Annotated in this window: 24 protein-coding genes and 5 tRNA genes; 28 read left to right on the forward strand and 1 reads right to left on the reverse strand. The window is 38.8% G+C overall.

Going from position 1 to position 26,334, the window contains the following annotated elements; translation table 11 throughout:
* The first annotated feature begins 15 nt into the window (after positions 1-15).
* The 7 genes from rsmG to MF646_RS10130 all read left to right on the forward strand — a co-directional run bounded on the left by rsmG (position 16) and on the right by MF646_RS10130 (position 5,771).
* On the forward strand, positions 16-729 hold the full coding sequence (rsmG, locus tag MF646_RS10105; protein ID WP_250096381.1) for a 16S rRNA (guanine(527)-N(7))-methyltransferase RsmG: 714 nt from the start codon (positions 16-18) through the stop codon (positions 727-729).
* Positions 730-855: 126 nt separating this feature from the next.
* On the forward strand, positions 856-990 hold the full coding sequence (locus tag MF646_RS23270; RefSeq protein ID WP_275980274.1) for a hypothetical protein: 135 nt from the start codon (positions 856-858) through the stop codon (positions 988-990).
* Positions 987-1,853 (forward strand): nucleoid occlusion protein, encoded by an 867-nt coding sequence (noc, locus tag MF646_RS10110; RefSeq protein ID WP_250096382.1) that lies wholly within the window; start codon positions 987-989, stop codon positions 1,851-1,853. The genes MF646_RS23270 and noc overlap by 4 nt, the downstream gene beginning before the upstream one ends.
* A 278-nt stretch (positions 1,854-2,131) precedes the next feature.
* Positions 2,132-2,905, forward strand: a complete 774-nt coding sequence (locus tag MF646_RS10115) for a ParA family protein (RefSeq protein ID WP_250096383.1) — start codon at positions 2,132-2,134, stop codon at positions 2,903-2,905.
* Positions 2,886-3,740 (forward strand): ParB/RepB/Spo0J family partition protein, encoded by an 855-nt coding sequence (locus MF646_RS10120; RefSeq protein ID WP_250096384.1) that lies wholly within the window; start codon positions 2,886-2,888, stop codon positions 3,738-3,740. The genes MF646_RS10115 and MF646_RS10120 overlap by 20 nt, the downstream gene beginning before the upstream one ends.
* 158 nt (positions 3,741-3,898) lie before the next feature.
* On the forward strand, positions 3,899-5,050 hold the full coding sequence (locus MF646_RS10125; protein WP_250096385.1) for an aminotransferase class V-fold PLP-dependent enzyme: 1,152 nt from the start codon (positions 3,899-3,901) through the stop codon (positions 5,048-5,050).
* Between the two features lie 16 nt (positions 5,051-5,066).
* Positions 5,067-5,771 carry a DUF554 domain-containing protein gene (locus tag MF646_RS10130; RefSeq protein WP_250096386.1) on the forward strand — a complete coding sequence of 235 codons (705 nt, stop codon included), beginning with the start codon at positions 5,067-5,069 and terminating at the stop codon, positions 5,769-5,771.
* A gap of 32 nt (positions 5,772-5,803) precedes the next feature.
* Here the strand turns inward: MF646_RS10130 and yyaC are convergent, their stop codons facing one another.
* The gene (gene yyaC / locus MF646_RS10135) at positions 5,804-6,457 is read right to left on the reverse strand and encodes a spore protease YyaC (protein WP_250096387.1); all 654 of its coding nucleotides are present in this window, start codon (positions 6,455-6,457) and stop codon (positions 5,804-5,806) included.
* Between the two features lie 144 nt (positions 6,458-6,601).
* On the opposite strand from yyaC, the gene MF646_RS10140 reads away from it, so the two are divergent.
* The 21 genes from MF646_RS10140 to MF646_RS10240 all read left to right on the forward strand — a co-directional run bounded on the left by MF646_RS10140 (position 6,602) and on the right by MF646_RS10240 (position 26,318).
* Positions 6,602-7,627: a YkvI family membrane protein gene (locus tag MF646_RS10140; RefSeq protein ID WP_250096388.1), complete on the forward strand. Its 1,026-nt coding sequence runs from the start codon at positions 6,602-6,604 to the stop codon at positions 7,625-7,627.
* A gap of 489 nt (positions 7,628-8,116) precedes the next feature.
* Positions 8,117-8,311: a DUF951 domain-containing protein gene (locus MF646_RS10145; RefSeq protein ID WP_250096389.1), complete on the forward strand. Its 195-nt coding sequence runs from the start codon at positions 8,117-8,119 to the stop codon at positions 8,309-8,311.
* A gap of 165 nt (positions 8,312-8,476) precedes the next feature.
* Positions 8,477-9,577, forward strand: coding sequence for a redox-regulated ATPase YchF (ychF, locus tag MF646_RS10150; RefSeq protein ID WP_250096390.1), 1,101 nt, complete (start codon positions 8,477-8,479; stop codon positions 9,575-9,577).
* A 919-nt stretch (positions 9,578-10,496) separates the two neighbouring features.
* Positions 10,497-10,784, forward strand: coding sequence for a 30S ribosomal protein S6 (gene rpsF, locus MF646_RS10155; RefSeq protein ID WP_250096391.1), 288 nt, complete (start codon positions 10,497-10,499; stop codon positions 10,782-10,784).
* A 27-nt stretch (positions 10,785-10,811) separates the two neighbouring features.
* Positions 10,812-11,321, forward strand: a complete 510-nt coding sequence (gene ssb / locus MF646_RS10160) for a single-stranded DNA-binding protein (protein WP_034628905.1) — start codon at positions 10,812-10,814, stop codon at positions 11,319-11,321.
* Positions 11,322-11,390: 69 nt separating this feature from the next.
* On the forward strand, positions 11,391-11,624 hold the full coding sequence (gene rpsR, locus MF646_RS10165; RefSeq protein ID WP_035663316.1) for a 30S ribosomal protein S18: 234 nt from the start codon (positions 11,391-11,393) through the stop codon (positions 11,622-11,624).
* A 209-nt stretch (positions 11,625-11,833) separates the two neighbouring features.
* Entirely contained in the window at positions 11,834-12,769 is a 936-nt protein-coding gene (locus MF646_RS10170) for a YybS family protein (RefSeq protein ID WP_250096392.1), read from the forward strand.
* Between the two features lie 11 nt (positions 12,770-12,780).
* Positions 12,781-14,748 carry a DHH family phosphoesterase gene (locus MF646_RS10175; RefSeq protein WP_250096393.1) on the forward strand — a complete coding sequence of 656 codons (1,968 nt, stop codon included), beginning with the start codon at positions 12,781-12,783 and terminating at the stop codon, positions 14,746-14,748.
* Positions 14,748-15,194 (forward strand): 50S ribosomal protein L9, encoded by a 447-nt coding sequence (rplI, locus tag MF646_RS10180; RefSeq protein ID WP_250096394.1) that lies wholly within the window; start codon positions 14,748-14,750, stop codon positions 15,192-15,194. Before MF646_RS10175 ends, rplI begins: the two co-directional genes overlap by 1 nt.
* Positions 15,195-15,272: 78 nt before the next feature.
* A complete protein-coding gene (gene dnaB / locus MF646_RS10185) occupies positions 15,273-16,637 on the forward strand; it encodes a replicative DNA helicase (RefSeq protein ID WP_250096395.1) in 1,365 nt (454 codons plus the stop codon).
* A gap of 985 nt (positions 16,638-17,622) precedes the next feature.
* Positions 17,623-18,909 (forward strand): adenylosuccinate synthase, encoded by a 1,287-nt coding sequence (locus MF646_RS10190; protein WP_250096396.1) that lies wholly within the window; start codon positions 17,623-17,625, stop codon positions 18,907-18,909.
* 508 nt (positions 18,910-19,417) lie between these two features.
* Positions 19,418-19,493, forward strand: a tRNA-Lys gene (locus MF646_RS10195).
* A gap of 15 nt (positions 19,494-19,508) precedes the next feature.
* Positions 19,509-19,583: transfer RNA gene (locus tag MF646_RS10200), tRNA-Glu, on the forward strand.
* 17 nt (positions 19,584-19,600) lie between these two features.
* A tRNA-Asp gene (locus MF646_RS10205) sits at positions 19,601-19,677 on the forward strand.
* A 20-nt stretch (positions 19,678-19,697) separates the two neighbouring features.
* Positions 19,698-19,773, forward strand: a tRNA-Phe gene (locus MF646_RS10210).
* A 10-nt stretch (positions 19,774-19,783) separates the two neighbouring features.
* Positions 19,784-19,856: transfer RNA gene (locus MF646_RS10215), tRNA-Thr, on the forward strand.
* Positions 19,857-20,075: 219 nt separating this feature from the next.
* Positions 20,076-21,533: a peptidoglycan DD-metalloendopeptidase family protein gene (locus tag MF646_RS10220; RefSeq protein ID WP_250096397.1), complete on the forward strand. Its 1,458-nt coding sequence runs from the start codon at positions 20,076-20,078 to the stop codon at positions 21,531-21,533.
* Between the two features lie 147 nt (positions 21,534-21,680).
* Positions 21,681-22,391 (forward strand): response regulator YycF, encoded by a 711-nt coding sequence (yycF, locus tag MF646_RS10225; RefSeq protein WP_250096398.1) that lies wholly within the window; start codon positions 21,681-21,683, stop codon positions 22,389-22,391.
* Entirely contained in the window at positions 22,392-24,212 is a 1,821-nt protein-coding gene (gene walK / locus MF646_RS10230) for a cell wall metabolism sensor histidine kinase WalK (RefSeq protein ID WP_250096399.1), read from the forward strand.
* Positions 24,209-25,558 carry a YycH family regulatory protein gene (locus MF646_RS10235; protein WP_250096400.1) on the forward strand — a complete coding sequence of 450 codons (1,350 nt, stop codon included), beginning with the start codon at positions 24,209-24,211 and terminating at the stop codon, positions 25,556-25,558. The genes walK and MF646_RS10235 overlap by 4 nt, the downstream gene beginning before the upstream one ends.
* Complete coding sequence (locus MF646_RS10240) at positions 25,545-26,318, forward strand: two-component system regulatory protein YycI (RefSeq protein ID WP_250096401.1); 774 nt, start codon at positions 25,545-25,547, stop codon at positions 26,316-26,318. Before MF646_RS10235 ends, MF646_RS10240 begins: the two co-directional genes overlap by 14 nt.
* Positions 26,319-26,334: the final 16 nt, after the last annotated feature.

Here is a 26,334-nt window from a genome sequence, read left to right on the forward strand (position 1 = left end):
ATATGGAGAGTCGTCATGAGTAAAAAACAATTCAGTTCTTTATTGAAGGAAAAAGGCATTGAGCTTTCAGCTAAACAAGAGCAACAGTTCGAGTTGTATTATCAACTGTTAGTTGAGTGGAACGAAAAAATGAACTTAACTGCCATCACAGAAGAAGATGATGTGTATTTAAAACATTTTTACGATTCAATTACAGCGAGTTTTTATTATGATTTTGAGGATGGAAAGAAATTAATTGATGTAGGTGCAGGTGCGGGGTTTCCGAGTATTCCCCTGAAAATAATCTATCCAGAAGTACATGTTAGTATTGTTGATTCACTCAAAAAGCGGATTGGGTTTTTAGAGCATTTAGCAAATGAACTCGGGTTAGAAAAGGTTTCGTTTTACCATGATCGAGCAGAAACGTTTGGTCAAAACCCGCAGCATCGAGAACAGTATGATATAGCAACTGCACGTGCAGTTGCTAGGCTTTCCGTACTTTCTGAGCTATGTTTGCCTTTAGTAAAAGAAAAAGGTGACTTTATTGCATTAAAGGGTGCAGGGGCATCTGAAGAATTAAAGGATGCTGAAAAAGCAATAAAAGTACTAGGTGGAAAAGTAAAAGCAGATGATTCATTCTTATTACCAATTGAAGAGAGTGAGCGCCACATTATTCAAATGTCAAAAGTGAAACCAACTCCTAAGAAATACCCAAGAAAGCCAGGGACACCAAATAAATTGCCTTTATAAGCTATGTTCCACGTGGAACATAGCCCTAAGGCTATACTTAGTGCAGTAATAATTTCGATAATGAGACTTTGTTAGAAGTCTAGTAAAATAGTATAATGTTATTAGTTTAGTAGGGTTACCTTTTTTTTGGAACAGAACGTTCACTTGACGATGTATGGTGTGCAGGCTATAAATGAAGTATGGCTAAAAGAAGGACTAAAGCACGTGAATGTCGAATTAAATCTTAGACGGTTACTATCAGAAGGTGGTGTCAGGCGATGAGGCAACCGTTTTCACGCCTTTTTGGCTTTAGTGACAAGCAGGCAGAGGTTGAAGTTAGTGGAAACGAAGAAGCAAATGAAGGAAGCAGCAATGAAGAGGTTAGGGAAATAACTGTTTCAGATATAGTACCAAATCGTTTTCAGCCGCGAACAGTATTTGATGAAGAACGAATTGCTGAACTGGCTCAAACGATCCGAACACATGGTGTAATTCAACCGATTGTGGTACGGGAGAGGGACGGTAAGTTTGAAATCATTGCAGGCGAACGTAGATGGCGAGCTGTAACAAAGCTCGGATGGGAGAAAATCCCTGCGCTCGTTAAAGAATTCAATGATTCTCAAACTGCATCTGTTGCATTAATTGAGAACCTTCAAAGAGAAGGATTAACAGCAATTGAAGAGGCGATTGCTTATGCAAAACTAATAGACTTGCATGGCTTAACACAAGAGAGCTTAGCTCAGCGTCTCGGAAAAGGTCAGTCAACGGTTGCTAATAAATTGCGCTTGTTGAATCTACCAGAAGCTGTCCAAAATGCAATACTGGAACGCCAGATTTCTGAACGTCACGCACGTGCATTGCTATCATTAAAAAACGAAGAATTACAAGTTAAATTGTTAGAAGAAATTTTGGAAAAACAATTGAATGTAAAGCAGACAGAAGAAAGAGTAAAGTTTCATCTAGAAGGTCAACCCAATCAGAAAAAGAAACCAACACGCAAATCGTACTCAAAAGATATGCGTATTGCGATGAATACCATTCGGCAGTCAGTTGATATGGTAGTGAAGAGTGGGTTACATGTAGATACAGATGAAGAAGAGCATGATGAATTTTATCAATTTACAATACGAATCCCTAAAAAATAATAATCTATCATTCTATTTGCAATGGTATATTCATCGCGTACCTTATTATGAGGAAACATGAGTTAAATTTGTATGTGCAAAGCAAGTTTTCGGTATGAAATATTATTCAATAAAAGCATGCGACGGCTTAGTTTATTGCTTCTAAGGATCTACCAAAAGGTCAAGAAATGACCTTTTGGTAGATCCTCTTTGTTTTTTCGATATTTTTATAAAAAAGATTGCGACAAATTGTGTTAAAATAAAAGAGTTCGAGTTATGGATGGAAAGTAGGTGACAGCGTGGCCAAAATCATTGCTGTAGCAAATCAAAAAGGTGGCGTCGGCAAAACGACGACGGCTGTCAATTTAAGTGCTTGTTTAGCGCATATTGGTAAAAGAGTTTTGCTTGTTGACATTGATCCACAAGGGAATGCAACAAGTGGGGTAGGTGTTGAAAAAGGTGATGTCGATGAGTGTGTCTATGACATTCTTGTCGAAGATGTTGAAGCGGTTGATGTAATCAAATCAACATCTGTGGAACGCTTAGATGTTTTACCTTCTACCATTCAATTATCAGGTGCAGAGATTGAACTTGTTCCAACGATTTCACGAGAAGTTCGTTTGAAACGAGCTCTATCAACAGTAGCAGAAAACTATGATTATATTTTCATTGATTGTCCACCTTCCTTAGGATTGTTGACAATTAACGCTTTAACAGCGTCAGATTCAGTTTTAATACCTGTTCAGTGTGAATACTACGCACTAGAAGGTTTGAGTCAATTACTAAATACAGTTCGTCTTGTTCAAAAACATCTAAACACAGACCTTGAAATTGAAGGCGTCCTATTAACGATGTTGGATGCACGAACGAACCTTGGAATACAAGTTATCGATGAAGTGAAAAAGTACTTTCGTGAAAAGGTGTTTGATACGATTATCCCTAGAAATGTTCGCTTAGGTGAAGCGCCAAGTCATGGACAACCAATTATAACGTATGATGCTAAGTCACGAGGTGCAGAAGTGTATGTAGATCTAGCAAAGGAAGTGGTGGCGAGTGGCGAAAGGGTTAGGTAAAGGGTTACAAGCGTTTTTTCCTGAACCGAACGAGGAGATCCAAGATAAAGTTGAACAAATTGCAGTATCGCAATTGCGTCCGAATCCTTATCAACCTCGGAAAACTTTCACAGAACAGGCAATAGTAGAGCTTTCAGAATCTATTGCTGAGCATGGTATTTTGCAGCCGATTATTGCGAGGAAAAGTATAAAAGGCTATGAAATTGTCGTTGGTGAAAGGCGCTTTCGTGCAGCACAGAAAGCTGGCTTAAAGGAAGTTCCTGTTGTTATTAAAGAGTTAGATGAGCAAAAAATGATGGAGCTAGCTCTAATTGAAAATCTTCAACGTGAAGATTTAAATCCTATTGAGGAAGCAACTGCCTATGAGAAGTTAATGGATCATTTATCGATGACTCAAGAACAGCTTGCAGCTCGTCTAGGGAAGAGTCGACCTCATATTGCTAATCACTTACGTTTGTTGAATCTTCCTAAATTAGTTCAAGAGTTTATTTCAGATGGCAAACTTTCAATGGGGCATGGACGAGCTTTATTGGGCTTAAAAGATAAGCAGAAGTTGTCAGCCCTTCTTGAGAAAATATTGCAAGATAAGTTAAGTGTCCGTGAAGTTGAAGAGTTAGTCAATCAAATCAACGAGAGAGTTCCACGTGAAACAAGTCGTAAAAAAGTGACGCTTACTCCTTTTCTAAAAGAGAGACAAGATGTACTTAGAACTCGTTTAGGAACTTCAGTTGCTATTAAACCAGGTAAGAAAAAAGGGAAAATAGAAATTGATTATTTTTCAGAAGAAGATTTGGAGCGGATTGTTCAATTGTTAGATTCTGAGAACCGTTTATAACAGTTCTACATGAATACAAGAAAGTGGAAAATTGGTGCTTCTTGTATTATCGTAGAAGAAGGTGACTTATCTGGTCGCCTTCTTTTTGTATGATTAAATGACAAAGTGTGTTATTGTGAGTGCGTTCACTTGATTAATGGAGGAAAGGACAAAAGCAAATGATATATTTTGATCATGCCGCATCATCATACCCTAAGCCAGAACAAGTGGCTATAGCCATGCATGAAGCTGTTGCTAGTTATAGTGCAAATCCCGGTCGTGGTGGGCATAAGCTCGCTGAACAAGCGAGAGAAGTTATCGAACAAGCGAGAAAGAAAATAGCGACGATGTTTGGTGCGCCAAATAAAAAGCATGTTTGGTTTTACCAAAATGCAACGATGGCTCTTAATCAGGCAATACTTGGCTTCCCCTTTCAAGAAGGAGACCATGTTGTAGCAACGATGTTTGAACATAATTCCATTATAAGGCCACTTGAAAAGCTAGCATCAGAAAAAGGGATTGCTATTACATATGTTGAGCCAAATGAAGAGGGGATCATTGCTGTTGAAGAGTTTGAAAAAGCTTGCACTGAGAAGACGTGTATGTTTGCTATTTCTCATGCATCGAATGTAACTGGTGCTGTTATTTCAATAAGTGACGTGTCAAAGATTGCGAAAGAGCGAGAGATTGTCGTTTTGCTAGACGCTTCTCAAACAGCTGGAACGATTCCTATTGATATAGAAAAAGACGCGATTGATTTACTAGCCTTTGCTGGACATAAATCGTTATTAGGGCCACAAGGGACTGGAGTTTTAATATCAAAAGATGACTATAATTTATCTCCATTAGTGGTAGGAGGGACAGGAAATCAATCTGAGCTCCTTCACCAACCACATAGTTGGCCTAATCGGTACGAGGCTGGTACATTAAATACACCAGGTATTGCTGGTCTATCAGCCGGAATCGATGCAGTTGTTGAGATGGGAATAGAGGATATATGGAAACATGAAAAAGAGCTCATGGATCATTTCTTAAAAGGACTTGCGGGCATTTCAGGAGTAAGTAGTTATGGACCATCTGATTTGTCAAAGAGGGTTGCGGTCATTCCATTCGAAATAGATGGGGTTGAAAGCCATGAAGCTGCGATGATCTTAGATGAGCATTATCAAATTGCTGTTCGAGCAGGAATGCACTGCGCACCAAAAACTCACCAAGCATTACAAACTAGTGAGAAAGGACTTATTCGTGTAAGCTTTGGTCCGTATAACACGATAAAAGAAGTGGATACACTTTTGGAAGCAATAGAAGAGATTAGAATGGCATTTTTGTAAACGAGGAGAAGAGGGCATGGTTTTAACGGGAACGCTTGTCAATGGTCTTGCCATTGTGGTAGCTGCAGTTGTAGGTTTATTAGTTCGAAACATACCAGAAAAAATGAAAACAACGACAATGCAGGGAATTGCTCTTGCTGTAGTCGTTTTAGGAATTGGAATGGCTCTTAAAAGCGAACAGTTTCTTATTGTCATTGGTAGTCTCGTTATTGGTGGAGTTATTGGAGAGAAAATAGATATAGAGGAACGCTTAAATCGAGTAGGTGCTTGGATTGAGACGAAAGTAGGGGCGAAAGAAGATGGGGCAGTTGCGAAAGCTTTTGTCACAGCCACATTAATTTACGTTGTTGGTGCGATGGCGATTCTCGGTGCATTAGATAGCGGTTTACGTGGTGATCATTCTGTTCTTTATACGAAGTCGCTGCTTGATGGGTTCTCGGCTCTTATTTTCACCTCGACATTAGGAATAGGTGTGATCTTCTCAGCTATTCCAGTTGTGCTTTATCAAGGTGGAATTGCGCTACTTGCAACACAAATCAACCAATTTGTACCGACTCTACTAATGGACAACTTCATTGTTGAAATGACAGCTACTGGAGGAGTCATGATTATTGCAATTGGTTTGAATATATTAGGGGTTTTGCAAATAAGGGTAGCAAATCTACTACCTAGCATTGTAGTTGTAGCAATGCTTGTCACCGCTATGTATTTTTTTGGTTAATAATAAAGTGAAACGCCACTGTAGATGAATTTCTACAGTGGCGTTTCATTTTTGGAGCGCAATAAGATTTGTGGCTTTAAACGTAATGATTGCAAAAGAGATGTAGAAGCAACTTGTTCAGGAAGACGTTGGTCAGTTGCTACAATCGTCTCTGCCATTGTCTCTGCCATTTGCATCACGGTGTGCAGCCTTGTGTTTTGCAAAACAAAATACTCCATCATCCCCCCGATGTTGACAATACCTGTCATGTGGATATCACCAATAGAAGGGAGCTTCTTTTGAACAGCAGCACCTGGTTGTACAGGGCCTTCTGCTAATGAGATTTTTCCGACACTATTCATCCTGCCAAGACAAGCATCAATGGCTAAAATAAAAGGTCTGGAATGGTTTTCTTTTATTTCTGCTAAACGGTTTTCTAGATTTACAGCATGCACTGGATTTTCTAATGTTCCATAAACATGGAATCTCCTCAAGTGAGCAGTTTCTAATTTTGTTCCAATTAACGGACCTAGTGAATCACCTGTAGAACGATCAGTACCGATACAAACAACGACGAGGTCACGCTTACTATGAATTTCCGTCATATTAAAAAGTTGATCAGATAATTGCTTAACCGCTGTTGCATCTTCCATATGAACACGGATGGGAGAACTTTTTTTTCCAAACAGACGATGGTTTGTACTCATAACCTCGCCTCCTTTGCCATAGTAGTAACAGTATACGGAACTTTTTTCCTTTCTATACATAACAGTTCACATTATCTTAATTGATGTGTTTATGATCAAACACTTTTATATAGCACTTAGTAGAGGGCGAGGAGAGGATTTCATATGTGGGGAAATGGGTTAAAGTGGATGTTTTTAATAATAGGTACAATGATAGGAGCTGGATATGCTTCAGGAAGAGAGCTATGGGAATTTTTTGGTGCTGAAAGTGGACTAGCAATTATTCTTTTTGCCGTTCTTTTTATTATTTCAGTGAAAGTGATCTTAAATATTAGCTATGAAAATAAGTCCAAACATTATTTACCTGTCCTGCAAGTGTTGATGGGAAAACGTCTCTCTCAAATGTATGACGTCATGATTATCATTTATTTATTTTCAACAACGGTTATCATGCTCGCTGGCGGTGGGGCGACGTTAGAAGTTATTCATATCCCTTACTGGCTAGGTACTCTTATCATAGGAGGAATGGTGGTCATACTTTTCTTGTGGGATACGAAGGGAATGACATCGATGAATGCATTCATCATTCCTATTCTCATCGTTTTTTTAATTGCTATCTTGCTAGCTTTTCAATATTTAAAAGGATTTCCTATTGAATTTAAAATAGACGCACAGCATAATTGGCCGTCTGCTTTAACGTTTACAGCACTAAATATTTTGCCTCTAATTGCTGTTTTAGGTGCGATTGGTCACGAAATAAAGCATAAGGGAGAGATGTGGATTGCTTCATTAGGGAGCGGAATTATCTTAGGTTCGATTTCATTTTTGTATAACGAGTCATTGCTTCAAGTAGCTAGCGATATTATGTTGTATGAAATCCCGCTATTTGCAATTTTGAAACATTACCCATATTTTATGATGTTAATTATGTCAGCTTTATTATGGCTTGCTATTTATACAACGGCAGCAGCTGGTGTATTTGGATTACTATCAAGGATGAGGGCTTGGGTAAAAGGGCCAGCTTGGTTAATTGCTCTTTTGTTAATCGCAATTATGGCACCACTGACGACATTTGGTTTTTCAACTCTTATTTCTGTTCTTTACCCACTCTATGGCGTGTTAAACTTATTTGTTTTGGCTTCCATTTTGTTGTATCCGATTATGAACCACAGGGCTCTGCAGTCAAAGTAGGGAAGGAAGAAGGAGAGTTTCGTTGAATCATAGGAAATTCGCAATTTAGTTCTATTATTAATAGGGAGGAACGCAATGGAGTTACCCCATTGCGTTTTTATAATATTATCGACTTTTTTAACTCAGGCTACCCTTTAAAGAATTAATGAGCAAACCCGAGGATAAACCCATTAAATTTTAAATAGCGGAATGAGGATCCGCTTTGCTGTTTTGACGGATCCTCATTCCACTATTTCCTTTAAAACCTTTGTTTTAAGTGAGGTTTAGGATCCTCATTCCGTTATTCTCCTATTTCGACCTATATTTCCAGCGATTTTATGGCTATAAAGGAACCAGGATCCACTTCGCCTCTTTAGGATTGTTTTTCTCTCTTTTAGCGGAATGAGGATCCGTTAATATTGAAAATGATTTAGGATTCTCGACTCAGGAAGCCTTTTTCGTGTATAATAACAACCAATAAAAGGCTGTTTGAAAAAGGAGGCATCCTGTATGGTTAATAAAGAGTTTGCTCTCCATGATGTTGTAGAGATGAAAAAGCAGCATCCTTGTGGGGAAAATCGTTGGAAGATCATTCGGATGGGGATGGATGTCCGTATTAAGTGCCTCGGTTGTGAGCATAGTGTCATGCTTCCTCGAAAGGATTTTGCTAAGAAACTAAAAAAAGTAATAGAGCAAGGGTCTTAAAGAGCAAGGCGATAAATAGGTCACGTCCCTATATTGCCTTGTCTTTTTATTGTGTAATCACTATAATTGGTATGGTTGAGAAGGTTTTTTATTTTTTATTCACACAAAGTTTTGCTCTTATTGTTGTTATTTACGTTCATATAATAGAAGAAGGAAGTGAGTATTTTGGCTTTAACAACTGGAATCGTCGGTTTGCCAAATGTGGGAAAGTCGACTTTATTTAATGCAATTACACAAGCTGGAGCCGAATCAGCAAATTACCCTTTCTGTACGATTGACCCGAATGTGGGAATCGTAGAGGTACCTGACCACCGCTTGCAAAAGCTAACAGAACTTGTAGAACCGAAAAAAACAATTCCTACTGCTTTTGAATTTACCGATATTGCTGGAATTGTGGAAGGGGCAAGTAAAGGGGAAGGGTTAGGAAATAAGTTTCTTTCGCACATTCGCCAAGTTGATGCAATCTCACATGTTGTTCGTTGTTTTGCCGACGATAACATTACTCATGTTTCCGGAGGAGTTAATCCGATTCGTGACATTGAAGTCATTAACCTTGAACTAATTTTGGCTGACTTTGAATCGATTGAGAAGCGTATTACACGTGTAGCTAAATTAGCAAAAACAAAAGATAAAGAAGCGGTCGCTGAGTTAGAAGTACTAGAACTTCTTCGCAATGCATTTGAAGAAGAAAAGCCAGCACGCAGCATTGATTTCACAGATGAACAACAAAAAATTGTAAAACAACTCCATCTTCTTACAAGCAAGCCGGTTCTATATGTAGCCAATGTAAGTGAAGAAGACTTGCTTTCACCAGAAGATAATGATTATGTAAAACAAGTAAAAGAGTTTGCTTTAGCAGAAGGCAGTCAAGTTATTCTTGTTTGTGCCAAAATTGAATCAGAAATTGCCGAGCTAGAAGGCGAAGAAAAGGAAATGTTCCTTGAAGAATTAGGAATCAAAGAGTCTGGGCTTGATCAATTAATCCGTGCAGCTTATGACTTACTAGGGTTACAAACATATTTCACAGCAGGTGTCCAAGAAGTACGAGCATGGACTTTCAGAAAAGGAACAAAAGCCCCTCAAGCAGCAGGAATTATCCATACTGACTTCGAACGCGGCTTTATCCGTGCAGAGGTCGTATCCTATGATGATTTAGTCGACGCTGGAACAATGGCCGTCGCTAAAGAAAGAGGAAAAGTACGACTAGAAGGGAAAGAATACGTCGTCCAAGACGGAGATGTAGTCCACTTTAGATTTAATGTATAAGAGCAACAAGAAAAAGGCCACGAACTTAGGCCTTTTTCTTGTTGCTCAAAGCAATGAGCGGAGCCGCCGTAAAGCTCTTAAGCTTTTTGAGCGCCCTTCTCAAAAAGCGCACGGCGAGAGGAGCCATTGCCATCGGGGGGGAGCTCGAGGGAGTTGAAAAAGGCCACGAACTTAGGCCTTTTTCTTGTTGCTTGAAGCAATGAGCGAAGCCGCCGTAAAGCTCTTAAGCTTTTTGAGCGCCCTTCTCAAAAAGCGCACGGTGAGAGAAGCCATTGCCATCGGGGGGGAGCTAAGGGAGGGTTTTGAGACAGTTAGAGTTTTTCCGTTTAGGAACCCTATTTTCAAGGGAACACGGAACCTCATTCCGCTATTTCTCAGAAAACCTAGGTTTGAACTATGCTTTCGGATCCTGGTTCCGTTATTGGGTAATTTCCACCTTTAAATTGATAGATTTCGTACAGTTAACGGAACCAGGGACCCTTTTAGTCCTCTTATAGCAGCTGTTCAACATTTTAGCGGAACCAGGATCCGATTCGCTTATCTAGTATCGGATCCTTACCTTTGTTTTCATAATGCGATGTTAGCTGAATACCAATAATGTGCGAATGAAACTCCTATTTGTAATCTATACCGGACTCCTTATACGAACTTTGACCGTTGTACTCACTTCTAAAATGCTTTGTATAAAATATAACAAGCAACTTGAGGGCTTTGAGCCACAGATAGTATAATGACTAAGAAGTTTCGAGTCGATTCTACATTTTAATTGACAAAATACAACATCTATTCAAAAACAGCTTGCAGTGGGAAATTCAGTCTGTTATAATCGAGAAATGCGAGTGCAATGACTCATATTATTTTGAGTTAATGCTCCTTGCTCCAATTATGGAGCCGCTAGACCAAAAGGAGGTGGACCGGAATGCGTAAGTACGAAATTATGTACATCATCGCTCCAAACCTAGAAGAAGCAGCTACTAAAGAAGTTATCGAGCGTTTCAATAACGTTTTAACTACAAATGGTGCTGAAGTTGAAAAGGTTAACGAGATGGGTAAGCGTCGTTTAGCATATGAAATCAACGATTTTCGTGAAGGTTTCTACGTATTGTTAAATGTACAAGCTAACTCAGAAGCGATTGCAGAATTCAACCGTCTTATTAAGATCAACGATAACGTTATTCGTGTTCTTATTACAAAAGACGAAGAATAATTTATTTAAGAAGTGGGAGGGGTTCGGATGCTGAACCGAGTCGTACTAGTTGGGCGTTTAACACGCGACCCAGAACTACGTTACACACCAAATGGAGTTGCAGTTGCTAACTTTACATTGGCAGTAAATCGTCCATTTTCTAATCAACAAGGTGAGCGCGAAGCAGATTTTATTAACTGTGTTATTTGGCGCAAGCAAGCAGAAAATGTTGCTAACTATTTAAAAAAAGGTAGCTTAGCAGGTGTAGATGGCCGAATCCAAACACGTAGCTATGACAACAATGAAGGAAAACGCGTTTTCATCACAGAAGTTATGGCGGAAAGTGTTCAATTCCTTGAGCCTCGTGGAGCTAATTCTAACTCCAATCAAGGACAAGGAAATGATTACTTTGGTGGTGGATCTGCTCCTAGTGGGAATGACTTTGGAGGTAGGCAGCAGAACAATAATCAAAACCGTTCATCTGGTGGATTTAATGAGGATCCATTTGCAAATGACGGGAAGCCGATTGATATCTCGGATGATGATTTGCCATTCTAACGACCTCTCTTACTGTTCGTAGGAAAATAATGTGTTTGATAAATAATAATCTGAAAGGAGTGCTGTCTCATGGCTCGTCGTGGTCGTCCAAAGCGTCGTAAGGTTTGTTTCTTCACTGTAAACAAAATTACGAAAATCGATTACAAAGATACGGATCTTCTAAAACGTTTCATTTCAGAGCGTGGTAAAATCTTACCTCGTCGTGTAACTGGAACTTCAGCGAAGTACCAACGTCAATTGACAATCGCTATTAAGCGTGCTCGTCAAATCGCTTTATTGCCTTATGTCAATGAAGTGAACTAATTATTTAAAAAGCATGACAGAAGTCTTTTTCTGTCATGCTTTTTTAATTTTATAATTGAGTGCATTCGACAAAGTTCTGCCATGATTTGATGTATCGTTCTAGCATGATCTGAGTCGGAGCTTTAATTTTAAGAGTAAGTACGCTAAAATAGATCAAGGACTATTGAGTTAGTGGATTGACTGTTATTAGTTGAAGACGAGGTGTCAGTATGAAAAACACAAGAGTGTTAACAGAAGGAGCTTTGCTTGCTTCTGTGTTTGCAATACTTTTGGCTATAACTACTTATGTCCCTCTTTTGGGTATGATAACGGTGTGGGCTTTGCCATTGCCGTTTGTTGTCTACACATATCGAAGAGGATTAAAGGCTGGATTGTTATTTTGGGTTGTAGCCTTCTTTTTAGCGTTTGTTATTGGAGGATTGGTGACAGTTCCAAGCACTCTCATTTTCGGTAGTGGGGGAATTATCGTAGGTGAGCTCTACCGTCGTAAACTATCAGGGTTTGGCGTGCTAATTGGGGCTAGCTTGGTTTATACGGCTAATGCATTACTTATGTTCTTAGTGCTTGTCTTAATACTTGGTGAAAATCCAATGCAAATGGCAATTGATTTAACGAGAGAACAAATGGAATTAGCTCAATCAACATTAGGTTCGTTTGGACAAACTACTGATCAGCTTGAGCAAGCATATGAATTAATTAATAACCTTGTCTATTTGGCTCCTGTTATGATTGTAGGAATGGGGGTCACTCTTGCTTTAATTACGAAGCTGCTTAGCTATTTTCTTTTGAAAAGATTAGGCCACCAGGTTAATCCGTTGCCGCCTTTTCGTGAGTGGAGTTTCCCTAAAGCATTCCTATGGTATTACTTGATTATATTAATTTTAGCGATGATTGGAGCAGAAGAAGGGACAACGATGTTTATGGTGATTTGGAACCTGTTCCCATTGCTTGAAATTATCATTGCTGTCCAAGGGCTGGCTGTTATTTTCTATTACTTCTATCAAAAAAAGGTGACAACAGTCGTCCCGATTGTTATTCTTGTTGCTGCTATTCTGTTGCCGCCATTACTTTATATCATTCGAATCATTGGAATTATTGATTTAGGCTTTGATTTACGAAAGCGTATTTCAGGCCAGAAAAAATAGGAGCTGACAATATGCCAAAGTTTTTATTGAAACGGTGGCACGGCTACCATATCATTATTCTATTTGCCGTGGCTTTTTTGTTTGTTAGTGTCTTAACATGGTACCAATGGCAAATTGGGATAATTGGTTTTTTCATATTAGGTGTAGTTGCTATTTATGCTGTTCAAGCTAGAATTTATTTTGAACGCGACTTAGAAAAGTATATTTTAACCCTGTCTTACCGAGTATCAAAAGCGGGTGAAGATGCCGTTACAAAGATGCCTATTGGAATTTTGCTTTTTAACGAAGAGAGGAAAATTCAATGGGCTAATCCATATGTCACTTCTGTTATTACGACAGATGTTATTGGAAAGCAAATTGAGGAGATAAGTGAAGAGCTCCGAACATTATTAGATGATGGGATTAATAGTGATACAATAAAAATTGGAGATTTGGTTTTTCATGTGTCAATTGAAGCGGATGAACGACTTATTTATTTTTTAGATGTTACCGAGAAAGAAGAGGTACAAGAACGTTTTGAAGAAACACAAACAGTTGTAGCTTTTATTTTACTTGATAATTATGATGAAGTAACGCAAGGCATGGAGGATCAACTCCGTAGTCGTTTAGTGAGTCAAGTTACATTGACGCTTAATAATTGGGCGAATGAAAAACAAATCTTTTTAAGAAGAACAGCATCGGATAAGTTTATTGCTATTATGAATGTTAAGGCATTAAAAGAGGTTGAGAAGAATCGCTTTGATATTCTCGATCAAATCCGAGAAATAACTGGGAAAGAAAAAGTACCTATTACATTAAGTATTGGAGTAGGTACGGGTGAAGATTCATCAAGGGAACTAGGGTTATTAGCTCAATCTAGTTTAGACTTAGCATTAGGACGAGGCGGCGATCAGGTTGCCATTAAGAGAAAGAATGGAAAAGTTACATTTTATGGTGGGAAATCCAATGCACTTGAAAAACGGACAAGAGTTAGAGCACGTGTCATTTCGCATGCGTTACGTGACTTCGTTTTAGAAAGTGAGCAAGTGTTTATTATGGGTCACAAAAATCCTGACATGGATGCGATAGGTGCATCTATCGGTGTCCAAAAAATAGCTGAGGTAAATGAAACGGAAGGATATATTGTCTTAGACCCTAATGATATTAATCATGATGTCCAAAAGCTCATGGAAGAAGTGGAAAGTCATGATGACTTATGGTCAAAGTTCATAACGCCAGCTGAGGCACTTGAACAGATTACATCTGACACTCTACTAATTGTTGTTGATACGCATAAACCTTCACTTGTTATAGAAGAAGCTTTGCTAAATAAGGTTGAACGAATTATTGTCCTCGATCACCATCGTCGGGGTGAGGAGTTTATTAAAGATCCAGTCCTTGTCTATATGGAGCCATATGCATCTTCAACAGCTGAATTGGTAACTGAGCTGTTAGAATATCAACCGAAAAAGTTGAAAATGGATCGGTTAGAGGCGACGGCTCTATTAGCTGGAATTATTGTTGATACGAAAAGTTTTGCCGTTAGAACAGGAGCACGTACATTTGATGCAGCATCTTTTTTACGTTCAAATGGTGCAGATACAGCTTTAGTTCAAAGACTTTTAAAAGAGGACTTGGACCATTATGTAAAGCGTGCTAAATTAGTAGAAAGTGCCGAGTTTTATCATGACGGTCTTGCCATTGCTACAGCTAATGAAGAAGAGACATATAGCCAAATTCTTATAGCTCAAGCTGCAGATACGTTACTTACGATGAAAGGAATCGTTGCATCATTCGTCATTTCAAAACGAAAAGATGGCATTATTAGCATTAGTGCTCGTTCATTAGGGGAAGTAAATGTCCAGGTAATTATGGAAGGAATGAATGGCGGAGGTCATTTGACTAACGCTGCAACTCAGCTTGAAGGCATGACAATGAATGAGGCAAAAGAACAATTACAACATGCTATAGATGATTACTTAGAAGGGGGAAAATCATAATGAAAGTTATCTTTTTAGCAGATGTGAAAGGAAAAGGGAAAAAAGGGGAAACAAAAAATGTGTCGGAAGGTTACGCAAGAAACTACCTGATTCCAAACCAACTAGCTGTTGAAGCAACTCAAGGAAACTTAAAAAACTTAGAAGCGCAGAAAAAGAGTCAGCAGAAAAAAGCGGACGAGGAGCTCGACCAAGCAAAAGCGTATAAAGAAGAATTAGAAGCATTAACGATTGAAATTAAAGCGAAGTCAGGTGAAGGCGGCCGCCTGTTCGGTGCCATTTCAACAAAGCAAATTGCTGAAACATTAAAGAAGATGAAGAAAAAGGTCGACAAGCGTAAGATTATGCTTGATGATCCAATTCGTGCATTAGGATACACAAATGTACCAATTAAGATCCATCCGGATGTCATAGCAACAGTGAAAGTTCATGTTGTTGAAGAAAAATAAATGTTTGATTGATGAGGGTGTCCTAGGATGGACACCCTCTATGCAATGCTAATCGTAATCTAGGAGAGGAGAGAGAGCATGAGTGACTTGTTTGCAGACCGTACACCACCACAGAACATTGAAGCTGAGCAAGCAGTCTTAGGTGCTATTTTCTTAGCAGATGAAGCGCTCGTTACCGCTTCAGAACGATTATTACCAGATGACTTTTACCGCGCGTCTCATCAGCGGGTTTATCAAGTTATGCTTGATTTGGCTGAAAAGGGAGAACCTGTCGACCTCGTTACCGTAACGGCGGAGTTACAAGATCGAAAGTGGTTAGAAGAGATTGGCGGAGTTGCTTATTTAGGTGATCTAGCGAATGCAGTTCCAACAGCAGCAAATGTTGATTATTATAGTAGAATTGTTGAAGAGAAGTCTGTATTACGCAGGTTGATAAAGGTAGCAACAAATATTGCTGCAGATGGGTATGCGAGTGAAGAAGAAGTCGATACGATTTTAACAGAGGCAGAAAAAACAATTTTAGATGTTTCACAACGAAAAAATACGAGTGCGTTTATATCAATTAAAGATGTATTAATAGAAACGTACGATAAGATTGAAGAGTTGCAAAATCATTCAGGTGAAATTACAGGAATTCCAACTGGCTTCGTAGAGTTAGATCGAATGACAGCAGGGTTCCAGCGTAATGATTTAATTATTGTTGCCGCTCGTCCATCAGTTGGTAAAACGGCTTTTGCGCTTAATATTTCACAAAATGTTGCAACAAGAGCAGGAGAGAATGTAGCCATCTTTAGTTTGGAGATGGGAGCGAGCCAGCTTGTTCAACGTATGCTCTGTGCAGAGGGGAATATCGATGCCCAACGAATGAGAACAGGGGCGCTAACCTCTGAAGACTGGCAAAAGTTAACGATGGCAATGGGTAGCCTTGCTAAAGCTGGTATATACATTGATGATACACCTGGGGTAAAAGTTAACGATATTCGTGCAAAGTGCCGTAGATTAAAGCAGGAACATGGTTTAGGGATGATTATGATTGACTACTTGCAACTTATTCAAGGAAACGGCAAATCAGGTGAAAACAGGCAGCAGGAAGTATCAGAGATCTCCCGTACGCTAAAGCAGATTGCTCGTGAGCTTGAGGTTCCTGTTATTGCCCTTTCTCAGCTATCTCGTGGGGTAGAATCACGCCAAGATAAACGTCCAATGATGTCAGATATTCGTGAATCAGGAAGTATTGAGCAGGATGCTGATATCGTTGCGTTCTTGTATCGTGACGATTACTATGACAAGGAAACTGAGAACCAAAACATTATTGAAATTATTATCGCAAAGCAACGTAATGGTCCAGTTGGGACAGTAGAACTGGCCTTTGTAAAGGAATACAACAAGTTCGTTAATTTAGAACGACGACATGATGAGAGCAACATGCCACCAGGAGCTTAAAGATTTATAAGAAACAGGGCGAACTTCCCTGTTTCTTATAAATCGAAGCGATGAGCGGAGCCGCCGTAATGTTTTAAGCCTTTTAGGAGTGGGTTTCTCCTAAAAGGCGCACGGCGAGAGGAGCCATCGCGATTTTGTAACATAAATAACAATACAAGACACCACAAAAAAGCTTGAGAGAATTACAGCCCTCAAGCTTTTTTTCTTTAATGTAATGTACTTATTAATCTAAAGCTCTCGATTGCCAGTTCATTAGACGTTGACGCTAAAGCGAATTTGATAAATAAGCGGAGGGATTTCTCTTAATTAGGAAATGGCACTGAAAATAGTTTAAATAGACGGAAAGATTCCGACTATTGACTCGAAAAACGTGAAAATGGGTAATTTTGCATTGCTTAATCGGAAAACCTCCGCTTATATAGCCCAAACCGTCTCTAGTCTGCAGTGTAACAGAAAAATTTCCGCTTATTGGCGCTCTTCATACCTCATAACTCCATCGCTAGTTCAACTATGATTTACCACATAAACATAAAAATCCTTAATTTTTACTCGAAACAGACTAAATCACGTATCAAACAACTATCACCCTCTTTTACACGATGGCAATTGCCATTGTCAAGATGTCATTTGGGGTGCTATTTTCTATGTTATATTTTTATAAAACGTTGAGATATCAACAAGATAAGGTATGCGAATTACTATGCAAATTCGTTTGTGCAGTGTTTCTCCACGAAAACGGAACTACTTGTCTAATTAGTTAACAATCTTTTTTTAAACGCTAATTTGCTAGAACGAAATAAAAGGTAAGTTTAATAACACAAGCATTCTTGCTGTTTTAACTAAAGCGAACAAATAAATAAAAACTAATTTTGAACGTTCGTGTTTTGCATTGACGCATGTTTTTCAAGTTGGTATACTTATCAGTGGCTTTGGAAATAGTTAAAATAATTATGTAGATACAGTAGTGAAGGTGGAGGTGCATCACATGTCATCAGTTGTTGTTGTAGGTACACAATGGGGCGATGAAGGAAAAGGAAAGATTACCGATTATCTTTCAGAGAAAGCGGAAGTGGTTGCTCGTTACCAAGGTGGTAATAACGCAGGACATACGATCGTTTTCGGCGGAAAAAAATACAAACTTCATTTAATTCCATCTGGGATTTTCTATAAAGATAAAGCTTGTGTGATCGGTAACGGAATGGTTATTGATCCAAAAGCACTTGTTGAGGAATTGGCTTATTTACATGAGCGTAATGTTGATACAAGCAATCTTCGCATTAGTAACCGCGCTCACGTGATTCTTCCGTATCATCTTAAGCTAGATATTGTTGAGGAAGAGCGTAAAGGTGCAAATAAGATTGGTACAACGAAAAAAGGAATTGGTCCAGCTTATATGGACAAAGCTGCTCGTATTGGAATTCGAATCGCTGATTTATTAGATAAAGAAGTATTTGAAGAGAAATTAGAGCGCAACCTTGAAGAGAAAAACCGTCTTTTTGAAAAGTATTATGAAGTAGATGGATTCACAAAAGAAGAGATCCTTGATGAATACTTTGAGTATGGTCAGCAAGTTGCTCAGTATGTATGTGACACATCTGTTGTTTTAAATGATGCTTTAGACGAAGGACGTCGTGTTTTATTTGAAGGTGCTCAAGGGGTAATGCTTGATATCGACCAAGGTACATACCCATTTGTTACATCTTCAAACCCAATCGCTGGTGGAGTAACAATTGGTTCTGGAGTAGGACCTTCTAAAATCAATCATGTTGTTGGTGTTTCAAAAGCATATACCACACGTGTAGGTGACGGCCCATTCCCAACAGAATTACATGATGAAATTGGTGATACCATTCGTGAAGTTGGAAATGAGTACGGCACAACAACTGGACGTCCGCGTCGTGTTGGATGGTTTGATAGCGTAGTTGTTCGCCACGCCCGTCGCGTAAGTGGGATCACAGATTTATCTCTAAACTCGATTGATGTGTTAACAGGTATTAAAACATTAAAAATTTGTACAGCTTATAAATATCGTGGAGAAGTAATGGAAGAGTTCCCGGCAAGCTTAAAAATTCTTGCAGAGTGTGAGCCTGTATACGAAGAGCTTCCAGGTTGGGAAGAAGATATTACTGGCGTAAAATCACTAAGCGAACTCCCTGCTAATGCACGTCACTATATTGAGCGTGTATCACAACTAACAGGTATTCCTTTAACGGTCTTCTCAGTAGGACCAGACCGCAATCAAACAAACCTAGTACGTGGGGTATTTGCATAAGTTTAATAAAAAAGGGTGGTCTTTCCTTTTTTATTAAACGAAGCGATGACCAGAGCCGCCGTAATGTTTTAAGCCTTTTAGGAGCGGGTTTCTCCTAAAAGGCGCACGGCGAGTGAAGCCATCGCAAAGTATGTTCGCACTGATTATAATAAAGATCGGTTTTTTTAAATAAATCAAGGGTGCACACCACAACTGCACCCTTCCATTATTGTCAAAATTCCTACCAAGAAATTACGACAAAAAATACTTTAAATTTTTTCAGCAAAATACTTGCACTCAAAAAAATGCTATGGTATTATAAATCTTGTCGCTGAGAGAAACGGACGAGCGACAATGAATAAACAGCAAGAGCCATTAGCTCAGTTACGAGCGAGGCTACTTGAAATACTACGAGTTGTTCCGACACAGCTTGCTACAAAGCATAGCTAGTAGAGGAAGGAACAGGTAAGACCACGAAGCAATTCATCGTCTGAAAAAGACGTGAATAATTTCATTGAATAAACAGCAAGAGCCATTAGCTCAGTTGGTAGAGCATCTGACTTTTAATCAGAGGGTCGAAGGTTCGAGTCCTTCATGGCTCACCACTTTTTTAAAAAAGTGGCCCGTTGGTCAAGCGGTTAAGACACCGCCCTTTCACGGCGGTAACACGGGTTCGAATCCCGTACGGGTCACCATCACTTACAAAAAAATTGGTCCGGTAGTTCAGTTGGTTAGAATGCCTGCCTGTCACGCAGGAGGTCGCGGGTTCGAGTCCCGTCCGGACCGCCATTTAATTTCATATTCTTTGTGGCTCAGTAGCTCAGTCGGTAGAGCAATGGACTGAAAATCCATGTGTCGGCGGTTCGATTCCGTCCTGAGCCACCATTTTTATTTTGCCGGCCTAGCTCAATTGGTAGAGCAACTGACTTGTAATCAGTAGGTTGGGGGTTCAAGTCCTCTGGCCGGCACTTTAATCCGTGTGGAATATTCCATGCGGATTTTATTTTGTTTTGTGACTTAATTGCCTTAAATAACCAAAAATATGACAAGGATATTACAATCCGTTTTCATGTTCATTTTTTGGTTCCTTTGTTATTAGATTGTGCTAGAATTAAAAAGGTTGCCGAATCTTGTCAAAAAATATCATTCTATTACATAGAGGTTTTGTTTTTTAGTAGGAGGAAAAAATGTTAGTTCAGGAAAATCAAAGCGAACAAGAACAACTACAATTTCAAATACCCAGAAAAAAATATCTTCAAACATGTTTAGCTTTTTTATTAGCGATAATGGTTTCTTTTGCATTTACAAGTCAGATTAAAGCGGACGAACGATCTGTTCATACTATCTATCATGTTTATGTCGATGATCAACATCTTGGTATTATCGAAAACGATGATCCAATCTATGAATATATTAATGAACTAGAAGAGAAGCATGAAGAAAAATTCCCTGAACTATCGCTGGCTGTTGGGGAAAATGTTCGAGTGATTCCAGAGTTTGTTTTTAATAAAGAAGACGAAGATGAAGAAGTGTTAACGAAACTAGAAGATGAATCAATTGTTCAAGCAGAGGCTATTGCCTTAGTAATAAATGAAAAGCCAATTGTCTATGTAGCGAGTCTTGAAGAAGTAGAAGAACTATTACAATTGCTTATTACACAATATGTGGATGAAGAAAAGTATGAGCAATTTTTAGATGCCGAAAAAGAAGATGGTCAATTAGATGTTGGTGAAAAGCAAATTACGAGTGTGACTCTTACAGAGGAAATTACTGAGGAAGAAGTATTGGTTTTTCCAGAGGAAGTTGTTTCTGTTAAAGACGCTATTAAAAAGTTTAACAAAGGTGTACTAGAAGAGCAGCCATATACCGTTAAGGAGGGCGACGTACTAGGTACGATAGCAAGTGATCATAACCTTACTACTTCAGAGCTTCTAGAGCTAAACTCAGAGTTAGATAGAGATAGTGTCATACGTGTTGGTGATGAGATAAAAGTACAAGCTTATAAACCAGTTGTCAAAGTTCTATCAACTTATGTAACAAAAAAAGAAGAAGAGATTCCTTTTGAGACAGAAGTGCGAGAGGATGACTCGATGTTTAAAGGCGACCAAAAAGTAACGCAAGAAGGTCAAGCCGGTGTGCAAGTGATTGAATATGAAGTAACAGAAGAAAACGGCAGCCTAACAAAGAGAAGTGTTCTTTCTGAGGAAGTTACAAAAGAGCCTGTGAAGAAAGTAGTTACAAAAGGAACAAAAGTGATTCCGTCGCGTGGGTCAGGAACACTGGGTTGGCCTGCAGTTGGTGGCTATATTTCAAGTTATCAAGGAAATCGCTGGGGCAGGTTCCATCGTGGAATTGATATTGCAAGACCTAGCAATTACAATATATTAGCTAGTGATAACGGTACAGTTACATTTGCTGGGACTCAAGGTGGTTATGGGAATCTTGTTCGAATCAACCACAATAATGGAATGGAAACGTTGTATGCTCATTTAGCTTCAATTGATGTGAGCGTTGGGCAAACAGTTTCTAAAGGACAAAAAATTGGTGTGATGGGGCAAACAGGGAACTCCACTGGAATCCATTTACACTTTGAAGTCTATCAAAATGGTCAATTAAAAAATCCAATGGATTTTCTAAATCGATAAGTAAGAGACGTTCCTCTTTTGAGGGGCGTTTTTTTGTAAGTGATTTTGTGTGAAAATAGCTGGATTACCAGTCGTTCCTATCAACGCAGGGTACTTACATATGTTAGAATGAGTAGTAGACTACAATGGACGGGAGAGATCTGCATAATGGATAAACGTATTTTAGTTGTAGATGATGAAAGGCCAATAGCAGATATATTAAAGTTCAATCTTGAAAAAGAAGGATATGATGTCATTTGTGCCTACGATGGTTTAGAGGCCATTGACCTTGTTAATAAAGAAGAACCTGATTTAATCTTACTAGATATTATGCTTCCGCATAAAGACGGAATGGAAGTGTGCAGAGAGGTCCGGAAGAAATTCGATATTCCAATTATTATGTTAACAGCTAAGGACTCAGAGATAGACAAAGTATTAGGACTAGAACTTGGGGCAGACGATTATGTGACGAAGCCATTTAGCACGAGAGAATTGTTAGCTCGTGTGAAGGCGAACTTGCGCCGTCATAAGACAAGTGGAGAAGAAGCATCAAATCAAAAGGAAATAGCCGTTGGAGACTTAATAATTTATCCAGAAGCATACCAAGTAAAGAAACGCGGCGAAGCTATTGATTTAACTCATCGTGAGTTTGAATTGATTCATTATTTAGCAAAACATCTTGAACAAGTCATGACACGAGAGCATCTATTGCAAGCAGTATGGGGCTATGATTATTTTGGAGATGTGCGGACAGTCGACGTAACGGTTCGTAGACTGCGTGAAAAAGTAGAGGACAACCCTAGTTATCCTATTTGGATTATTACAAGACGAGGGGTAGGGTATTATTTATCATCACCTGAACCAAAGGAGCAATCATAAATGGATCGAAAAGTTGGCTTTTTTAAGTCGATCCAGTTTAAATTAATCATTATCTATGTATTGATTATATTTATTGCTATTCAAATTATTGGTGTGTACTTTACGAGGCAGTTAGAAAGTCAACTTGTGTCGAACTATTTTGAAATGCTAGATGATCGCGCCAACTTATTATCATTCAACCTTGCCCAGGAAATGACGAAAAACAAAGACGATCGTAGTGCATTGACATCCAATATTAACAGTCTGCTTCGTGATACATTTACAATTGATCAGTCAGAGGTTCAGGTAATTGATCAGAATCGTGTCGTTATAAGTACATCTAATCTATCAAATCGCCATATTGTTGGCCAGCAAAGTACAGAGGTTCGAGTAAAGCGGGCATTACTCGGAAATAAGTTTGAAGATGTGCTGCGTGATCCGGTAACAGGTCACAGGATGCGTGTACTTGCTGTGCCTATAAAAACGGACGAGGGGTCTATTGGTGCTCTATATATTGAGGCATCGATGGAAGATATTTATAGCCAAATTGGACAGATTAATAGCATTTTACTTAGTGGGACTTTTATTGCCTTAATTATTTCTTCAGTGTTGGTTATTCTTGTTGCAAGGACCATTACATCACCAATCATGGATATGAGAAAGCAAACAATGCGAATGGGCAGAGGTGATTTTACAAAACAAGTAAAAGTTTATAGCGCTGATGAGATTGGTCAGTTAGCTTCATCTTTTAATGATCTAACGATGAAGCTTCAAGATGCAACCTTAACGAGGGATCGCGAGCAGAAACGGTTAAAGTCTGTGTTGACACATATGACTGACGGTGTAATTGCAACCGATCAAAATGGCAGAATTATATTAATGAACAAAAGAGCTGAAGAACTATTAACTGTCTCTAGTCATGCTGTTATGGGTCAGTTGCTGCCAGATGTTCTTCGTTTATCGGATACATTTGCACTATATGATTTATATGAACACTCGGATTCTGTTCTTCTTGACTTTAGTACGTCTGAAGAAGAGTATTTGCTTGAAGCGAACTTCTCGGTCATTCAAGAAAAGGATGGACCAATTAATGGTCTTATTACTGTTTTACATGATGTCACTGAGCAAGAGAAAATTGAGCATGAACGTCGTGAATTTGTAGCGAATGTTTCTCATGAATTACGAACCCCGCTGACAACAATGAAGAGTTATTTAGAAGCTCTAGAAGATGGTGCGATGTCTGATAAAGAACTAGGACCGCGTTTTTTAAGTGTAACTCAAAATGAAACAGAGCGAATGATTCGACTAGTGAATGATTTGCTGCAGCTTTCTAAAATTGATACTAAAGATTATAAATTGAAGTTCCAATCTGTTGATGTTGGATTGTTCCTTCATGATATTATCGATCGATTCGAGATGATTGCTGAAGAAAAGGAAATCACCTTTACTAGAAAAATACCAGCAAAACCTACGTATGCTAAAATGGCGGCAGATAAGATGACACAAGTTATTGATAATGTTATTTCAAATGCGATGAAGTACTCACCAGAGGGGGGCAATATTACAATTGCTATGCTTCATCAAGGACATCAATTGCAAATTAGTATTTCCGACCAAGGGATGGGAATTCCAAGAGAGAGTCAGGCGAAAATATTTGACCGCTTTTATCGTGTTGATAAAGCAAGAGCAAGGAGTGTTGGTGGAACAGGCCTTGGGTTGGCGATTGCTAAGGAGCTTATTCATGCCCATAAAGGAGAAATTTGGGCTGAAAGTGAGTATGGTAAAGGAACAACAATCTTCTTTACATTGCCATATTATGCAATGAAGGAGGGTGGACGATGAACTATGAACATATAAAATCAACCATTTTAATTGGATTGATTGGGATAAGTATTATTTTGACTTGGCAGCTCTATACTTTTCAGCCAGAGATAGCCCTTCTTGACGATACCGTATCAAGATACGTTCCTGACTCTATGAATGAAGAACGGGAAGAGCGGATGATTTCAGAAGTAATCTTACCTGAACAAATCATTGTTCATCGTGACGAAGAGTATGCCATGATTCCAAAAGATGCAAATGAGTTTGAACAGCTATATAATAAGCTATTTACAGCAAACTTTTATGAAGTAAATATGCTTTCAACTGACAATTTCCCAACACGAGAAACAAACAGTGGAGTTGAGTTTATTTTTCCTGATGGTATTCCAATAGCAGTCTTTCAAAACGTATTTGGTTTAAATGAAGAAGAAGTCGTCTTTCCGGCTATTGAAGTTGATCGCTTGTTTCTTTTTGTAGAAGAAAACGATAAAATTCATATGCAAATTCTATCAAGTGAAGAAGAGCGCTTAGTAGAATTTGAAACTAGCTTATTAGCTCGAGAGTTTGAAGAAGCATATGTTGGAAAGTTTGACGAATTTATTAAAGTATCGACTGTATTGGATGAGTCAGAGTATGCGGATCGTCTTAATGAGAAAGTTTATGTACCATCTGAGCCTGTAATAGCTGAAAGATTATCTTTTGCTACTTCAGCTTTGTCTGCTGAATTTTATAAACAATCTCTCTTTACAGATCCAGGTTCAGTAAAATTTTATCAGCAAACAGATGGAGAAGATTCATATACGGATGGAAATCGAATCATCACAATGCAAAATAACGGCCTATTTATGGAGTATTTCAATCCTGTATTCGTTGAAACACAAGAGCGAAGTACAAAGCATATTGTTCAAAGTAGTTACGAGTTTATTAATGGCCATGGGGGTTGGACGAATGATTATTTCCTCTCTAGCTGGAACACATCAGATATCCGCGATGAGGTAACATATCGGATGCATGTGAACGGGTTACCTGTTGTTACGTTTGAAGGACAAGGAGATATGGCGTTACACATTAGCCGTTCAGGGACGCAAATCGTTAATTACACGAGGCCCTTATTCGAGTTGGATTCGTTTCCGATTGATGCAAGAGAGCAAATACAGTTACCTTCTGGGGAGGAAGTACTTGACCAATTAAAGAAGCAAGAATTCTTTGATGAAAGAAGATTAACAAAGGTAACAGTTGGATATGAGATGGTCACAAGAAGTACCTCGTTTGTGACGATTGAGCCGCATTGGTTTATTTACTACGGCAACAGATGGCAAAAGGTAACCTTTGATAAGGAAGAAGGTGACGCTAATGGATTGGAGTAGAACAAAAACTATTTTCATTATCACCTTCTTGCTTCTGAATGTGTTCTTATCGTGGCAATTGATTGAAACACATAATATGAATCAGATTAGTATGATAACAGAAGCAACCATTCAAGAAGTATTACGAGAAAATAATGTCAAAATAGAAGTAGATTTACCAGAAGAAGATTCTTCGGGACTACTTGTTGTTGGAAAACATGCCGACTTATCGCAAGAAGAAGTTCCAGGTCTTGATGCACAAGAACTCGAATTAATTGATAAACACACAATCTTATCAGAGTTAGAAGAGCCTTTTGCATTATCTCGGGAGGATTTTTCATCAGAACTGAGTACATTTTTATCAACATATGTATTTGAGGGAGACGAGTACCGTCTTGGTGGATTTGATTCAGAGAAAAATCGTGTATTTTTGTACCAAGTGTTTGGAGATAAGACTGCTTACACATTGGATGATGAACCACTTATTCTTCAGCTTGATGAACACCTGCAAATTGTCAGCTACCAGCAGCGCTATTTCCAGTTTGAAGAACAAGACGGAGAAGAACGTGAAATGCTTTCAAGCTTAAAAGCGATTGAAGTTCTATTAAATGACCAACTAGTGCGACCGAATCAAACGATTACGAATGTCCAATTTGGTTATTATAGCTTTTTTAGCCCAACAGGTGATGTTCAAGTGTTTGCGCCAATGTGGCGTGTTACAGTCGATGAAGAAACATATTTAGTTCATGCCATAGGTGGGTCTGTACAGCAGCTCACATAAGTTTTGGTGAGGGGAA

Origin of the sequence: Halalkalibacter alkaliphilus, from assembly GCF_023555415.1 — a bacterium.
Classification (GTDB): Bacteria; Bacillota; Bacilli; order Bacillales; family Bacillaceae_D; genus Halalkalibacter; species Halalkalibacter alkaliphilus.

Coding starts and splice junctions, on each gene's coding strand:
- rsmG (WP_250096381.1), top strand. CDS start 16: ATGAGTAAAAAACAATTCAGTTCTTTATTGAAGGAAAAAGGCATTGAG.
- noc (WP_250096382.1), top strand. CDS start 987: ATGAGGCAACCGTTTTCACGCCTTTTTGGCTTTAGTGACAAGCAGGCA.
- MF646_RS10125 (WP_250096385.1), top strand. CDS start 3,899: ATGATATATTTTGATCATGCCGCATCATCATACCCTAAGCCAGAACAA.
- MF646_RS10130 (WP_250096386.1), top strand. CDS start 5,067: ATGGTTTTAACGGGAACGCTTGTCAATGGTCTTGCCATTGTGGTAGCT.
- yyaC (WP_250096387.1), bottom strand. CDS start 6,457: ATGAGTACAAACCATCGTCTGTTTGGAAAAAAAAGTTCTCCCATCCGT.
- MF646_RS10140 (WP_250096388.1), top strand. CDS start 6,602: ATGTGGGGAAATGGGTTAAAGTGGATGTTTTTAATAATAGGTACAATG.
- MF646_RS10145 (WP_250096389.1), top strand. CDS start 8,117: ATGGTTAATAAAGAGTTTGCTCTCCATGATGTTGTAGAGATGAAAAAG.
- rpsF (WP_250096391.1), top strand. CDS start 10,497: ATGCGTAAGTACGAAATTATGTACATCATCGCTCCAAACCTAGAAGAA.
- ssb (WP_034628905.1), top strand. CDS start 10,812: ATGCTGAACCGAGTCGTACTAGTTGGGCGTTTAACACGCGACCCAGAA.
- rpsR (WP_035663316.1), top strand. CDS start 11,391: ATGGCTCGTCGTGGTCGTCCAAAGCGTCGTAAGGTTTGTTTCTTCACT.
- MF646_RS10170 (WP_250096392.1), top strand. CDS start 11,834: ATGAAAAACACAAGAGTGTTAACAGAAGGAGCTTTGCTTGCTTCTGTG.
- MF646_RS10175 (WP_250096393.1), top strand. CDS start 12,781: ATGCCAAAGTTTTTATTGAAACGGTGGCACGGCTACCATATCATTATT.
- rplI (WP_250096394.1), top strand. CDS start 14,748: ATGAAAGTTATCTTTTTAGCAGATGTGAAAGGAAAAGGGAAAAAAGGG.
- dnaB (WP_250096395.1), top strand. CDS start 15,273: ATGAGTGACTTGTTTGCAGACCGTACACCACCACAGAACATTGAAGCT.
- MF646_RS10190 (WP_250096396.1), top strand. CDS start 17,623: ATGTCATCAGTTGTTGTTGTAGGTACACAATGGGGCGATGAAGGAAAA.
- MF646_RS10220 (WP_250096397.1), top strand. CDS start 20,076: ATGTTAGTTCAGGAAAATCAAAGCGAACAAGAACAACTACAATTTCAA.
- yycF (WP_250096398.1), top strand. CDS start 21,681: ATGGATAAACGTATTTTAGTTGTAGATGATGAAAGGCCAATAGCAGAT.
- walK (WP_250096399.1), top strand. CDS start 22,392: ATGGATCGAAAAGTTGGCTTTTTTAAGTCGATCCAGTTTAAATTAATC.
- MF646_RS10235 (WP_250096400.1), top strand. CDS start 24,209: ATGAACTATGAACATATAAAATCAACCATTTTAATTGGATTGATTGGG.
- MF646_RS10240 (WP_250096401.1), top strand. CDS start 25,545: ATGGATTGGAGTAGAACAAAAACTATTTTCATTATCACCTTCTTGCTT.